The organism is Brevibacillus fortis (genome assembly GCF_003013395.1).
Classification (GTDB): Bacteria; Bacillota; Bacilli; order Brevibacillales; family Brevibacillaceae; genus Brevibacillus; species Brevibacillus fortis.
Window position 1 is genome coordinate 14,654 of sequence record NZ_PXZM01000001.1, and the last position, 13,016, is coordinate 27,669.

General features: G+C 49.7%; 13 protein-coding genes and 1 pseudogene. 6 read left to right on the forward strand and 8 right to left on the reverse strand.

Features of this window, described 5'->3' with window-relative positions:
* Window positions 1-77: 77 nt before the first annotated feature.
* A complete protein-coding gene (locus C7R93_RS00090; RefSeq protein WP_106836909.1) occupies window positions 78-551 on the forward strand; it encodes a GNAT family N-acetyltransferase in 474 nt (157 codons plus the stop codon).
* Between the two features lie 55 nt (window positions 552-606).
* On the opposite strand, the gene C7R93_RS00095 is transcribed toward C7R93_RS00090, so the two are convergent.
* From C7R93_RS00095 to adhP, 7 genes are all read right to left on the reverse strand, one after another.
* Window positions 607-1,575: a tripartite tricarboxylate transporter substrate binding protein gene (locus C7R93_RS00095; RefSeq protein WP_106837086.1), complete on the reverse strand. Its 969-nt coding sequence runs from the start codon at window positions 1,573-1,575 to the stop codon at window positions 607-609.
* A 57-nt stretch (window positions 1,576-1,632) separates the two neighbouring features.
* Window positions 1,633-3,159 carry a tripartite tricarboxylate transporter permease gene (locus tag C7R93_RS00100; RefSeq protein ID WP_106836910.1) on the reverse strand — a complete coding sequence of 509 codons (1,527 nt, stop codon included), beginning with the start codon at window positions 3,157-3,159 and terminating at the stop codon, window positions 1,633-1,635.
* Between the two features lie 18 nt (window positions 3,160-3,177).
* On the reverse strand, window positions 3,178-3,651 hold the full coding sequence (locus C7R93_RS00105) for a tripartite tricarboxylate transporter TctB family protein (RefSeq protein WP_106836911.1): 474 nt from the start codon (window positions 3,649-3,651) through the stop codon (window positions 3,178-3,180).
* A gap of 114 nt (window positions 3,652-3,765) precedes the next feature.
* Window positions 3,766-4,083: an HD domain-containing protein gene (locus tag C7R93_RS00110; protein WP_106836912.1), complete on the reverse strand. Its 318-nt coding sequence runs from the start codon at window positions 4,081-4,083 to the stop codon at window positions 3,766-3,768.
* A gap of 304 nt (window positions 4,084-4,387) precedes the next feature.
* Window positions 4,388-4,513 carry a hypothetical protein gene (locus C7R93_RS30905; protein ID WP_279629434.1) on the reverse strand — a complete coding sequence of 42 codons (126 nt, stop codon included), beginning with the start codon at window positions 4,511-4,513 and terminating at the stop codon, window positions 4,388-4,390.
* Window positions 4,514-4,516: 3 nt separating this feature from the next.
* A complete protein-coding gene (locus C7R93_RS00115) occupies window positions 4,517-5,800 on the reverse strand; it encodes a helix-turn-helix domain-containing protein (RefSeq protein WP_106836913.1) in 1,284 nt (427 codons plus the stop codon).
* Window positions 5,801-6,319: 519 nt separating this feature from the next.
* A complete protein-coding gene (gene adhP, locus C7R93_RS00120; RefSeq protein WP_106836914.1) occupies window positions 6,320-7,333 on the reverse strand; it encodes an alcohol dehydrogenase AdhP in 1,014 nt (337 codons plus the stop codon).
* A 91-nt stretch (window positions 7,334-7,424) separates the two neighbouring features.
* Here adhP and C7R93_RS29990 point away from each other — a divergent pair, with 91 nt between their 5' ends.
* From C7R93_RS29990 to C7R93_RS00140, 5 genes and pseudogenes are all read left to right on the forward strand, one after another.
* The gene (locus tag C7R93_RS29990) at window positions 7,425-7,571 is read left to right on the forward strand and encodes a hypothetical protein (RefSeq protein WP_158264000.1); all 147 of its coding nucleotides are present in this window, start codon (window positions 7,425-7,427) and stop codon (window positions 7,569-7,571) included.
* A 20-nt stretch (window positions 7,572-7,591) separates the two neighbouring features.
* Complete coding sequence (locus tag C7R93_RS00125) at window positions 7,592-8,740, forward strand: iron-containing alcohol dehydrogenase (RefSeq protein ID WP_106836915.1); 1,149 nt, start codon at window positions 7,592-7,594, stop codon at window positions 8,738-8,740.
* A 10-nt stretch (window positions 8,741-8,750) separates the two neighbouring features.
* The gene (locus C7R93_RS00130) at window positions 8,751-10,064 is read left to right on the forward strand and encodes a sensor histidine kinase (protein ID WP_106836916.1); all 1,314 of its coding nucleotides are present in this window, start codon (window positions 8,751-8,753) and stop codon (window positions 10,062-10,064) included.
* Window positions 10,033-10,680 (forward strand): annotated as a pseudogene (locus C7R93_RS00135) (sigma-54-dependent transcriptional regulator); the annotation flags it as partial. The gene C7R93_RS00130 and the pseudogene C7R93_RS00135, both read left to right, overlap by 32 nt.
* A 137-nt stretch (window positions 10,681-10,817) precedes the next feature.
* Window positions 10,818-12,053 carry a benzoate/H(+) symporter BenE family transporter gene (locus C7R93_RS00140; protein ID WP_106836917.1) on the forward strand — a complete coding sequence of 412 codons (1,236 nt, stop codon included), beginning with the start codon at window positions 10,818-10,820 and terminating at the stop codon, window positions 12,051-12,053.
* A gap of 72 nt (window positions 12,054-12,125) precedes the next feature.
* On the opposite strand, the gene C7R93_RS00145 is transcribed toward C7R93_RS00140, so the two are convergent.
* The gene (locus C7R93_RS00145; RefSeq protein WP_106836918.1) at window positions 12,126-13,001 is read right to left on the reverse strand and encodes an SDR family oxidoreductase; all 876 of its coding nucleotides are present in this window, start codon (window positions 12,999-13,001) and stop codon (window positions 12,126-12,128) included.
* Window positions 13,002-13,016 lie beyond the last annotated feature (15 nt).

Genomic DNA, 13,016 nt, shown 5'->3' on the forward strand with positions numbered 1-13,016 from the left:
CGTCTGCTATATAGGAGAATTTTGCTAATTATTCATACACCGATTTCGAAGTAGTCAGACGAACTGGAGATGATCTCATGAGTCCTATGGTTTTTTTCAAAAAGGCTGTCCCCGCGAACGCGGAGCAACTCACCCAAATTGCTGTTCGCTGCTTTGCAGAAGACGTCCAAAAGTATGGAGAAGGCCCTGCCGGACATGACAAGCCTGACCAGCATGTTTTGTTCATGCAAAAGGCCCATTACTATACGATCTTGCTGGATGACCAGATCATTGGCGGTTTTTGTCTCCTTCCAGTCGATCATGAGCATTTGGAGCTGGGGATCATCTATGTCGATCCTGATAAGCAAAACTTGCGTATCGGAAGCCAAACCATGCAGTTCATGGAGGCTGCTTATCCACACATCAAGAAGTGGACGCTCGATACCGGCTATGAAGCGGCACGCAACCAACACTTTTACGAGAAATGCGGTTACAAAAAGGTCGGCGAGACTGCACCGAACATAGCGAATGGTTTTTATAAATTCAGGTATGAAAAACGGATACCTAAATAGATAGATGGAAAAGGGAGAACAGCTACATGCTATTCTCCCTTTTTTCTTTCATCGCTTATTTTCGAATCCCCTTTTTGCTCGCCAATTCCAAGTAGTACGTCGTTTCTGCCTGTGTTTCCTTCGTAAATGCTTCACTGGCCGCGTATGTCGGCTCCACCTGGATTTCACTCAGCTTTTGCAAAAAGGCTGGGTCCTTTTCCATCTTGGCAATCGCTTCTTCCCATTTGCGGATAACTGACTCTGGCGTTCCTTTGGCAAAGGACACTCCCGTCCACCAGAAAACCGACAAGCCTTGGATCCCTTGCTCCCCCGCAGTAGGGACGTCAGGCAGGAACGGACTTCGCGTGTCACCGGATACGGCGAGGATTTTGACCTTGCCCGCTTGCAGCATCGGCATGATCTCCCCCACTGTATGCACTGCTAAAATCGCGTGCCCTCCAGCGACTTTCGGGACAGAATCGGAGGCGCCTTTCGTCACGATCATTCGCGTCTTGGAGAAGTCAGCTCCAATCACATCCAGCCACTCTGCCACCCCAAAAGCGGAAAAACCTGCTGGTCCTACAGAGGTCCACGTTAACTGCTCCGGATTCGTACGCACCCACGCGGAAAATTCAGCGAAATCTTTCCAAGGCGCGTCGGCTTTTACTGCAAAAGCAAGCGTTCCTTTGCCAATCCTGGCCGTATAGACTTGATCCTCGTTTGTAATCGGCGGCGTTTTCATCCCAGCTGTAAGCATCGTCGTATTGGATACATTGACAGCAAGCGCTGTGTACCCATCGTTTTTAGCTTGCTTTAAGGCATACTCCGCACCTACCGCCCCACCACCACCCGCCTTGTTGACGACGACGATGGGCTGCCCCCATTCCTTGCTCAAATAATCTGCTGCCGCTCTGGCCACGAGATCGACTCCGCCCCCGGCAGAATACGGCACGATATACTCCACCTGCTTCGATGGATAGGCCGCCTCGACTGTCCCTTGATTTCCACATCCACTAACGGCTACAGCCAAAAGGAACGACATCATGACAGCCGTCCATTGTTTATATCCTCTCAATGACTCTTCCTCCCGTTTCTAACTCGCTCACGCCACATCTACTCCCCGGTCCCGCTCTTCTTTCAACCGTTGCTGTGTCCGGCGGTTCAACATCATAGAAATAATCAAGAGTGCTCCTGCTGCCAACAAGATGGTCAACGATAAAGGACGGAACAAAACAATGCTGAGATCACCCGAGCCCATCGCCATCGTTTGAATAAACGATTCTTCCAGAAGAGGTCCCAGAATGAAGCACAAAACCAGCGGAACCACTGGCCATTTATATTTGGAAAAGACATACCCGAGTCCGCCAAACAGAAAGGCGACCCACACATCAAACATGCTGTTCCGCACACTGTACGCCCCAATCGTGCAAAACATCAAGATAATCGGAGCCATGATGCCATATGGAACCCTCGTCAATTTGACCCACACCCATACCATCGGGAGGTTCAGCACGAGAAGCATCGCATTCCCCACGAACATCGAAGCGATGACCGTCCAGACAAAGCTCGCATTTTGTTCAAACAAAACAGGTCCTGGCGTCAATCCGTAGATCATCAAGCCCGCCAACAAAATCGCGAGTGGCGGTGAGGAAGGAATCCCGAGCGAAAACAGCGGGATGAAGCCCGCACTGCTTGTCGCATTATTCGCTGCTTCTGGTGCCGCCACCCCTTCGATCGTTCCCTGACCGAACTTCTCTGGATGCTTGGAGATTTTTTTCTCCATATCGTACGCCAAAAACGACGTGATCGCAGCCGAACAGCCCGGCAGCAATCCGAGAAAAAAGCCGACAAGCCCGCCCCTCAGCATGGGCCCCGCACTCACTCTCACGTCTTCTTTTTTCGGGTAGACACTTCCTGGCTTGCCAATCAGGGTAGCTGAGCGCTTTTCATCAATCCCTTTAAGAACTTCTGTAATCGCAAACAATCCGATAATGATGCTAATCATGTCAAAACCGCCGACCAATGCAGGGACGCCGTAATCAAAGCGCGGCATGCCTGAGGAAGGTCCCAGCCCAACAAGGGCGAGCGTATAGCCGAATGCCCCCATCAAAAACGATTTGACCAAAGATCCTCCTGATAGACTGACCATTAGCGTGAGAGCCAAAATCATCAGCGCAAAATATTCAGGCGGCCCGAATTTTAACGCTTGATCTGCCAGAATCGGAGCGAAAAAAACGAGTCCGATCACCCCAAGAACCCCTGCACCAAACGACGACAGTGCCGATATTCCCAACGCTGGTCCGCCCCTCCCTTTTTTCGCGAGGGGATAGCCGTCCAAGCACGTAGGAACCGAGGATAACTCCCCTGGGATATTCAGCAGAATCGCCGTCGTCGAGCCGCCGTACATCGCTCCATAATAAATTCCTGCCAGCATGATCATACCTTGTGTCGGCTCTAGCACGGCTGTCACCGGAAGCAAAATCGCGATGGCAGAGGTGGGCCCGAGACCGGGCAATACGCCTACAAAGGTGCCAATAAGAGCACCGAGTGCTGCCATGAGCAAATGCTCCGGGGTGAGGGCTGAAGCAAAGCCAGCCAGTAATAATTGGAACGTCTCGACGATCAGCACCTCCCAAAAGTACGCGCTCTAAAACAAATCTCCGCCAGGCAGTGTGATATGTAGTGAGTAGATGAACACCACATACAGACCCCCTGTCAAAAGAACGGAATACACAACGGACGTACGCCACCGGTAACTGCCGATCAAAATAAAAAAGACAAAGGAAACAAAGAGGGTAGCCATTGTGTAGCCGATCGCGCCGAGCAGCCAAACATACAACAACAGGAATAAAAAACAAAGCAGCAGACGCAGCCTCTTTCCAGGAACAAGTGGTCCGGGATTTGGCGAAGCGGCATCCTCGGTCACACGGAATGATTGGACCAGCAGCACACCTCCCAGCATGAAAAGCAATAAGCCGAGAATCGCAGGCAGTGTGTGATCCCCTACGTACAAGGACGTCGAAAATGTCTCCAGACGATAGGCCTCGAACGATATGACGACTCCAAGGACCATACTTAGAAGGGCACCGATAAAATCTGGCTGATTATCCGGGCGTCTCATGTGTATCACCTCAGCAAAAAGCTACCACCAGCCTATGGCACATGCGCCCATTGTGTGCGAAAGCAAAAAAACTACCATAGCCTGCCCGCATGGGACACAGCATATGGTAGTCATCTACATTTCGATTTGGTCGATCAGACGAATAATGGCATGGGCGACTTTCGCTTCATACGTCTCATTGCTTTCGAACTCGCTCCACAGCTCTTTGATATCGCTGTTCGAAACATCGTCTATTCGCAGCCCGCGAAAGGAGGAGCCTTTCTGCTCCGGGATCGTTTCTCGTTTTGCAGACATGGAGGCGACATCATGGATCATCAGCATTTTCAAAAGCTTCTCCATATTGGCCTGATTGCGGATCAAATGCGGCTCCATCCGCTTAACCACCATCCATAATTTTTGCGAATTGACCATCGTCGTCGTCACCATCAGCACCCGCTACCCCCATACCAATTATAACTATATATAACTAGTTATAATTAATTATAACCAAATACTCAAGTGAAAATGTTGTCTTCTGACTGTTGTGGTCAGGTGGAAGCCCTGCCACATGCTTTCCAGTCGCCTTTTTCCTCACTTCGTTCGGGCGGTCTCCTTCCAAGCATGTGACAGGACTTCTGTACAGCTTTGGATTTCTTCGTGTATGAAAAATAACAAATGCCCTCCAAGTGGAGGGCATTGATGGCATTTTTCTGTTTATTGCTTCTGCATCAACAAGCCCTCGACACTTATGAGACGCTTACCAAGGCTCCGGCCAGCCATATTGGATAATCAGATTTGTTTGCTTGGCTGGTTGTTGTTCTACTAAAACTGGTAATGTAATGAAGGCAGTTAACATACACAAAGACAATATCCATTTCTTCATGACCTATACCTCCTGTTTGATACTATGATTACTTCCATTATACACATTTGACAATTTATGGAGTATATCAATTGGAAGATTTTTTTTCTGTGACAAGTAGAATTCAAAAAGAGCGCTAAGACTCTTGTCTGCATGTTTTATTTCATTGATTGCGCGATAGTAATTCACGCTTTCTACAAGACTATCGACTCCTAGATCTACCTCATTTTTTTGAATGCAAAAGATGCCCTTCGTTCGAAAATACAGACCCAATTGATTGTATTGATTCGGAGTAGTTAGATTCTTTGGCAGGATAGAGGCTTCTGCCAAAAATAGATCACGGATTTTCTCTACTTCCCCTACCTGTATATAAATCTCCAACAAATCATTCGCTATCACAATCTTGTCATCTTGTGTTTGTTGCGCCAGACACTCTTGTAATACCGGAATGGCCTTATCAAATTTCCCCGTCTTTCCGTATAGTTTCCCCCGAATATGTCGGGCATGTTTATGTACTTCGGGATAATCGAACATTTCGTATCTCTCCAGATAAAAATGTCCCAATGTGTAGTCTTCCAACTCAAAATAGGAAATGATGATCGCAAGGATCGCTGCTGCTTTTTGCTCACTCTGACTATTGTCGATTTCAAGTCCTTGTTTACACAGATGAATACAATCTGAGTAGAATCCAAGACGTAATGCATGGAAGGAAAATTTATAGTAGGCCAAAATTCGCTCATTTACATGCAGATAGGACGTGTAGTGTAATAGCTCCTTGCCCTCTACATAGGTTTGATCCAGCTGACTAAGATTTTCACGTCGAATCATATATCGTTGGAAAAGCGATCTTGCCAGATACAAAGGAATTCCATGCTCACGTGAGTAGTCAGAGATCACGTCATAAAGAGCCAAGCGCAGTTCTTCATTCCCTTCAGTCCCTGCGGTTTGATACAGATAGTCTAAAGATAGAAATGTATTGCTTTTGGGACAATTAAGCAATTGCAAAGCTACTTTTTGGGTAAGAACCACATTCTTCTGTTCCATGACAGCCTCTAATAGAAGCCGAAGTGTCGCTTCTCGCTTAATGTTATATAAGTATGGTACGATAGCCGTATAAAGTGAAATATCCAGTACTTTTGCCAGTTTCATTATATGCTGCATATTTGGTAAAGTAAGTGTATCGGACTCTATCTTACTAATGGTTCCAGAAGCTACACCTGTTCTTTCCGATAACTCAGTCAGTGTTAAGTTTGCTCTATTTCGATATGCTCGTAATATGCCCCCAAAGGTTTTTCCCTCTGAAATCACAGCAAATACACCCTCCTGATGATTCCTTTTTATGGATATAATAGCACAATAAACCACAGATGTTATAATCGTTTTGAATCATTTTTAAATAGATTACACCTTTTCTACTAAAATGAAAGTGTTTCTTTATTGAGTATGCTATTCTTTTGAGGAATATAGGGGCCGAGTAAATCTTTCTCGCTCCTAGATACACTATCAATGATGAACCAAAAGCTACGTAGGAAGAAGTGAATTTCCAGTCCAAGCGCCTCTGGAGCCCATCCTAGCTTTGGAATAAATGGCGGGGGTTTTCAGCTTCACTTATGATTTACCTCATCGAAATTTCTACGTTTGAAGCGCTCCCGCCATTTATTCCAAAGCGGACAGTCTTCCCCCCTTGCAGGGCGTAGGCCGAAGCGTAGACTGGAAATTCACTTCTTCCCCCACAACAGCTACTTTCCTACACATAAACCAAAAAGCTGTCGCCCAGACCATGCTCAAGAAAAGCATAGCCCGACAACAGCTTCACGTATCCTTCAACTACTCCATCGTCAAAACAACCCGGCCATTGATTTGACCTTTTTCCAAACGCTCCAGTACATCGTTGATCTGATCCAGCGGCTGCGTCTCAATAATTGCGCGAACCTTGCCACGTGCAGCAAAATCAAGCGCTTCTTGCATATCCTTGCGCGTCCCCACGATGGAGCCTTTTACCGTCACGCCATTCAACACCGTGTCAAAAATCGGGATGGGCAGCTCTGCATTCGGCAAGCCAACAACGACAAGCGAACCGCCGCGTCGAATGGATTTGTAGGCTTGTTCAAACGCCTTCTTGGTAACTGCTACGCTGATCGCCCCGTGGACACCGCCCACCTGCTCTTGAATAGCTTGTACGGGATCAACCTCACTGCCGTTTACTGTAACATCTGCCCCTAGTTCTTTTGCCAAGTCCAGCTTTTCCTTGTGAATATCGACCGCTACGACGTTGTAGCCCATCGCCTTGGCATATTGGAGAGCCACATGTCCCAAGCCACCGATGCCGTAGATCGCGACCCACTCACCCGGCTTCACGTTTGCTACCTTCAACGCTTTATAAGTGGTCACTCCTGCGCACAGGATCGGTGCTGCTTCTACATCGCCCAATTCGTCTGGAATGCGCGCTACGTAAGCAGCAGGCGCTACGCAATATTCGGCATAAGCACCGTCAGCAGAATAGCCCCCGTTTAACTGCTGCAAGCACAGCGTCTCCCATCCTGTCAGGCAGTAGTCACATTCGCCGCAAGCGGAGAATAGCCACGGAATTCCTACCCGATCACCAATTTTCAGTGAGGTAACGCCCTCCCCCAGCTTTTCGACAACACCTACGCCTTCATGTCCAGGAATCAAAGGCAGCTTTGGCTTCACAGGCCAATCCCCATGTGCCGCATGCAGGTCCGTATGGCAGACACCGCACGTTTTGATTTTCACCAGAACCTCACCGTGTCCGACCTCTGGAATGGCAACTTCCTTTACTTCCAGCTTTTGATGGAACTCGTTGACTACTGCTGCTTTCATCTTGACCTTCCTCCTCTTTTTCCCCTTCAGGCATGTACGTAAAGGGCAGGTGTTCTTCCCGCCTCCTACTAGTTGCAAGCAGTATGCCAATATGAAAACGTTTAAAAAACCAGTTATCATGCCGCTTCCTTTCATCCACGCAGCCGATATTGCGGCACATGAGCCGAAAAAACGGCCCACTTGCCAACCTTTTGGCCGAAAAAGGGTATTCTTCCTTGCCTGCGGTATTACTACGTAGTGGAAAAAGGGGGAGAACGCATGCAAATATCCAAGTTCATGACGCCGGAAATCATTTTCGGGAACCAGTCTCTTGGCCAGGTAGGGGAAAGCTTGCGCAGATTGGGAGCCTCTCGCGTCTTTCTTGTCAGTGATCCGGGAGTCGCAAACGCTGGCTGGGTCGAGCGGATCATCTGTTATTTGCAGCAGCAACGGCTCGACTACCATCTATGGACCAACGTGACAGCCAATCCGAAAGATTACGAGATTCATGCCGGGATTGCCGAATATCGCGCCAAGGAATGCAATGCCATTCTCGGTGTCGGCGGAGGCAGTGCCATCGATGCAGCCAAGGCCATCGCGCTGTTGGCTACCAACGAGGGCAGCATCGTCCAATACGAAGGCGTCGACAATATCCAGCATCCTCTTCCTCCCATGGTGATGGTACCGACGACAGCCGGCTCCGGATCGGAGGTGTCGCAATTTTCCATTATTGTGGACAGTACGCGCAAAGTAAAAATGGCGATCATCTCCAAATCGCTCATACCCGATATCGCTATCATCGACCCGCAAACCTTGATGACCAAGGACAAGCTCCTCACTGCCAATACAGGCATGGATGTGCTGACTCATGCCATTGAATCGTATATTTCGCTTGCCGCGACGCCACTTACCGAGGTTCATTCGCTGCAAGCTATTCGTCTCATCGCCCAACATCTGCGCCCTTCCGTCGCCAGTCAATACAATACAGAGGCCAAGCAAGCGATGGCCATGGCGAGTCTTCAAGCCGGAATCGCTTTTTCCAACGCCATACTCGGTGCTGTACATGCCATGTCCCATCAGCTCGGGGGATTCCTCGACGCTCCGCATGGCGAGGTGAATGCCATCCTGCTTCCCCATGTGCTCGAGTACAACTACATCGCGGCTCCAGAAAAATACAGGCAAATCGCAGACTGCCTCGGTGAAAACACGGCGGGATTGAGCGCCCATGCCGCCTCTCGTCTCACACTCAAAGCGGTCAAGGAGCTGGTAAGCGATTTGGAGGTGCCCCAATCGTTGTCGGCCATCGGGCTGCATCCAGGGCAAATCGACCTGCTCAGTTCGCTCGCTGTGCTGGACGTGTGCATGACAACCAATCCCCGCGACATGACTGTCCACGATGTCGCCACGTTGTTTCGCCAAGCCTTGTAGGAGGTTCACCATGCATACCAAACAAGAGATTTTGGAAAAATTGACCGGGATTCAATCCTCGCGAAAAAGCTATTACAGTGAGCTCGTCTATCTCATCGAGGAGATGAAAAAGAAAAACAAGCAGCTCGCCGTCATTAACCAGCTGACACAAATCCAGATCAACGCCACATGGCCGCAAACGACGAGTTATATCGCCGCACAGCTCTCGCAAATTCTCGTGTTCGAGCATTTTGCCCTGACCATCGTGAAGGGAGGCATACTTTCCTCCTATCTCGCCAAGTGGGGTGACGGGGGTTGGCAATGCCATACGCTGACACAGACCGTTTCAGTCGAATCCCCTGTGCTCACCAGGCAGGTTCATCTTACCCTTGCCGAAGTGCTGCCTGAGTATCACTCCACCTCTGTTCCGCTGCGCAGTCAGTTGAATCAGACCTTTGGTTTTCTGACGCTCTTACGCCAAACCAAGCAGCTAGCAGATCGGGACGAAGCCGAATTGATCCAGCTCGTCGCCAGCCATGTCGGTGTCGTCGTAGAAAACAGCCTGCTTTTTCAAGACGTGAATGAAAAGATCAAAATCGAAGCCCAACTGATTCAATCCGCAAAAATGGCGGCGATTGGCGAGATGGCTGCTGGCATTGCCCATGAGCTGAACAGTCCACTCACGGCCATCCTCGGCAATTCGCAATTGCTCATGCGCGAAATGACAGATGCCCCAGAGGCTCCCTTGATGAAAGACATCTATCAATGCGGGGTTCGCTGCAAAAAGATCATTCAAAACCTGCTCACCTTCTCGCGGCAGGAAGAGTACTTGTTTTCTACAACCTCTATCGACGAAGTGGTAGAAGACGTACTGGGACTGATTGGCTACCAGTTGTCTGTTTCTGGCTTGACCATAACCCGGGAAATGTCCGAACCTCCCCTGCTGTTTCATGGAAGTCGTCATCAAATCGAGCAAATTGTGATCAATCTCCTGTTAAATGCACGGGACGCTGTGGCAGGCAGCGACTCTCCACACATTGTCATCCGTTCCTTCCTCGTACAAGAGGAGCATAGCGCTTACGTAGGCTTGTCCGTTTACGATAATGGTATCGGGATTTGTGCCGAACAGCTTTCGCAGATTTTTCAGCCCTTCTTCTCGACGAAGGGACGGACAAAAGGGACTGGTCTCGGGCTTTCCGTCAGTCTTGGAATTGCAGAAGCGCATGGCGGGAAGCTGTTTGCCGAGAGCGTGGAGGGAGAGTACAGCAAGTTTACGATGCTTTTGCCACTGTTAGCTGACGAGGAGGACAACGATGGAGAAAAAACGGATATTAATCGTGGATGATGAAACAGAAGTAACTACCTTTTTCACCTATTTTCTCAAGAAAAAAGACTGCCATATCGTCGTCGCCAATTCTGGCAAGGACGTGGAACGGCTGCTTCACTCGGATTCTACCCGCTTTCACGCTGCACTCGTGGACCTGAAGCTGCCTGATGCCGACGGATTGTCGCTGCTCAAACAGATCAAGGCCGTATTTCCCGCCTGCGAAGTCTTGATCATGACGGGCTACAGTACGATTAAATCGGCTGTGACAGCGATGCAATGGGGCGCGCGCGATTACTTGGAGAAGCCGTTCGACGATCTGGACAGTCTGGAGCAGGTCATTTACTCGGTGCTGTCCTCTTCTAACAAACACAGCGATCACCTATCCCAAGAAGCCGCCCAATATGGTATCGTGTATTCATCTGACAGTCCGATGGCCAATGTGACCGCAATTGCCAAAAAATTAGCAAAAAAGGCGATCCATGTACTCATTGAGGGCGAAACGGGTACAGGCAAGGAGCTGATGGCCCGTTTTCTCCACGGAGCAAGCAATCGCGCCCAGCAGCCTTTTGTGGCTTTTAACTGCGGAGCAGTGCCGGAATCCTTACTGGAAAGTGAGCTGTTCGGCTATGAAAAGAGCGAGGGCTTGACCGAAACGAATGGAAACAGACAGCTTTTAAGCAAAAAATTAAACATCACCAAACGGACGATCCGCTATATCTTGAACGAAAAAGCATAACGTCTGCATTGGCGCATCTAGGAGGCATTCAAGTCGTGGTTCCCGAAAAACCTTTCTCGACCCTTAAAAAAATCCCTGCTGACTTCTCTCTATCCGCTGTTATCGTTGGACTCATCGCCACGATGGTCTCCTATGCAGGACCATTGCTGATCGTCTTTCAAGCTGCCAAGGGTGCCGGACTCAGCGACGCTGTCCTCGCCTCTTGGATTTGGGCCATCTCGATTGGGAGCGGCTTGACGTGTATTGTGCTCAGTATCTGGTTTCGCACCCCGATCATCACAGCATGGTCGACGCCAGGGGCAGTTCTGTTAGTCACCAGCTTAACGGTATACTCCTTCCCTGACGCGATTGGCGCTTATATTTTCTCGGCCGTAGTCATCACGCTCGTGGGTGTTTCCGGGTTCTTTTCCGTCTTGATGAAATACGTCCCGCAGTCGATTACGACCGCCATGCTCGCGGGGATTCTTTTGTCTTTTGGCGTAGACGTCTTTGTTTCCATGCAGCACCTGCCTGCATTGGCTCTTCCGATGATCTTTTGCTACCTGTTCGCCAAACGCTGGTCTCCACGGTATGCTGTCGTGCTTACGCTTTTGGTCGGCTTGGTTGTCGCCTTTCTTTTGGGGCGTTTGCAAATGGACAATGTCCAGATGTCCCTCGTCCAGCCCGTCTTTACGATGCCGACGTTTTCTCTCGATGCGCTCATCGGCTTGGGGATTCCATTGTGCATCGTCGCGCTTGCTTCTCAGAACGCACCAGGAATTAGCGTATTAAAAGCAGACGGGTACGATACACCTCCTGGACCGCTCGTAACGACTACTGGCATCGCTTCGCTATTGCTCGCTCCTTTTGGTTCACCAGGCATCAATCTTGCAGCGATTACAGCTGCCATTTGCACGGGAAAAGAAGCTCATCCGGATCATACCAAGCGCTACATAGCCGGGATTGCATGCGGGGGCTTTTACTTAATCTTCGGGATGTTTGGTGCTACGATGGCTTCGGTGTTCGCTGCCTTGCCCAAAGAATTGATTGCCGTCATTGCTGGCTTGGCTCTGTTTGCCTCGCTCAGTTCTAGCCTCGCGCAGGCGATGAGCGAAGCAAAGGAACGGGAAAGCGCCCTGGTTACGTTTCTCGTCACGATTTCCGGTATTTCCATTGGCGGGATTGGCGCTGCTTTCTGGGGATTGATTGCGGGGGTGATCACCCATCTGATTTTGAATGGCAATGTGAAAAGCTGGTTTGTAAAAAAGAAGAATACGCAGCCGTTGGCATAACTGCCTTACCATGCCATGTAAGAAACGGCTCCTCGAATGAATCTGAGGAGCCGTTTTGTATGTTTCCTGAAACTAGCGGTAAAACCCTTGTTCCTCGGCGTAATTACCCCAATGCGGGCGGCTACCGTCCCTATCCGTGAATGGGTACTCGTCCGAAAGACCCCATGTACTGAACGTTTTCCCCGTTTTTTCTGCGACAGCCGGGTCTGAAGCCAGCGCAACTACTGCTCGCCCGATGTACGCAGGTGTTTCCGACATGATGAAGTGCTTATCTTGCTTCACTGCCTCTCTCCATGTCTCTTCTGTCACGCCGAAATGCTCGAGCATTGCTTCCGAGCGTAGGAAGCCCGGTGTTAAAGCCAACGCAGTAACCCCGTGTGGGCGCAGGTCCTCTGCCATCGACGCAGCTAGATGAATCGTCGAGATTTTTGCCAAGCTGTAGTACAGATTACCGCGGTACCGATAGTCGATTCCATCTGTAATCTCGATGATCAGTCCTTTTTTCTGTGCCACCATGAGCGGAACCGCATAGTGACTGGTGATCATATGCGTACGAATGGCACGCTCTTGCATTAAGAGGCCATCCGCCAATGGCTGCTCCCAGAACGGCGTCCCCCAATGGGTCAACGGATCTCCACCCCAGATGTCATTAACCAAAAGATCGATTTGTCCATTTTGTTCCGCTTTTACTCGCTCAAAGAATGCTTTTACCTCTTCTTCCTGCGTATGATCGACTCGCACAGCGATTCCGACTCCACCACTTGCCGTCACGAGCTCTGCTGTCTCTTCGATCGTCTCCTGTCGCGCCATATCAGAGTGCTGACCACGTACTGTGCGTCCGGTTACATATACTGTCGCCCCTGCTTCGCCGAGACTGACAGCAATCCCCCGTCCTGCTCCTCTTGTGCCCCCCGCTACCACCGCTACTTTTCCTTGTAATGGCTTCATTCGTTATGCCTCCTT

What these genes read in the sequence shown, in the direction of transcription:
- C7R93_RS00090 (WP_106836909.1), top strand. Translation starts at nt 78, where the DNA reads ATGAGTCCTATGGTTTTTTTCAAAAAGGCTGTCCCCGCGAACGCGGAG.
- C7R93_RS00095 (WP_106837086.1), bottom strand. Translation starts at nt 1,575, where the DNA reads ATGATGTCGTTCCTTTTGGCTGTAGCCGTTAGTGGATGTGGAAATCAA.
- C7R93_RS00105 (WP_106836911.1), bottom strand. Translation starts at nt 3,651, where the DNA reads ATGAGACGCCCGGATAATCAGCCAGATTTTATCGGTGCCCTTCTAAGT.
- C7R93_RS30905 (WP_279629434.1), bottom strand. Translation starts at nt 4,513, where the DNA reads ATGAAGAAATGGATATTGTCTTTGTGTATGTTAACTGCCTTCATTACA.
- adhP (WP_106836914.1), bottom strand. Translation starts at nt 7,333, where the DNA reads ATGAAAGCAGCAGTAGTCAACGAGTTCCATCAAAAGCTGGAAGTAAAG.
- C7R93_RS29990 (WP_158264000.1), top strand. Translation starts at nt 7,425, where the DNA reads ATGAAAACGTTTAAAAAACCAGTTATCATGCCGCTTCCTTTCATCCAC.
- C7R93_RS00125 (WP_106836915.1), top strand. Translation starts at nt 7,592, where the DNA reads ATGCAAATATCCAAGTTCATGACGCCGGAAATCATTTTCGGGAACCAG.
- C7R93_RS00130 (WP_106836916.1), top strand. Translation starts at nt 8,751, where the DNA reads ATGCATACCAAACAAGAGATTTTGGAAAAATTGACCGGGATTCAATCC.
- C7R93_RS00145 (WP_106836918.1), bottom strand. Translation starts at nt 13,001, where the DNA reads ATGAAGCCATTACAAGGAAAAGTAGCGGTGGTAGCGGGGGGCACAAGA.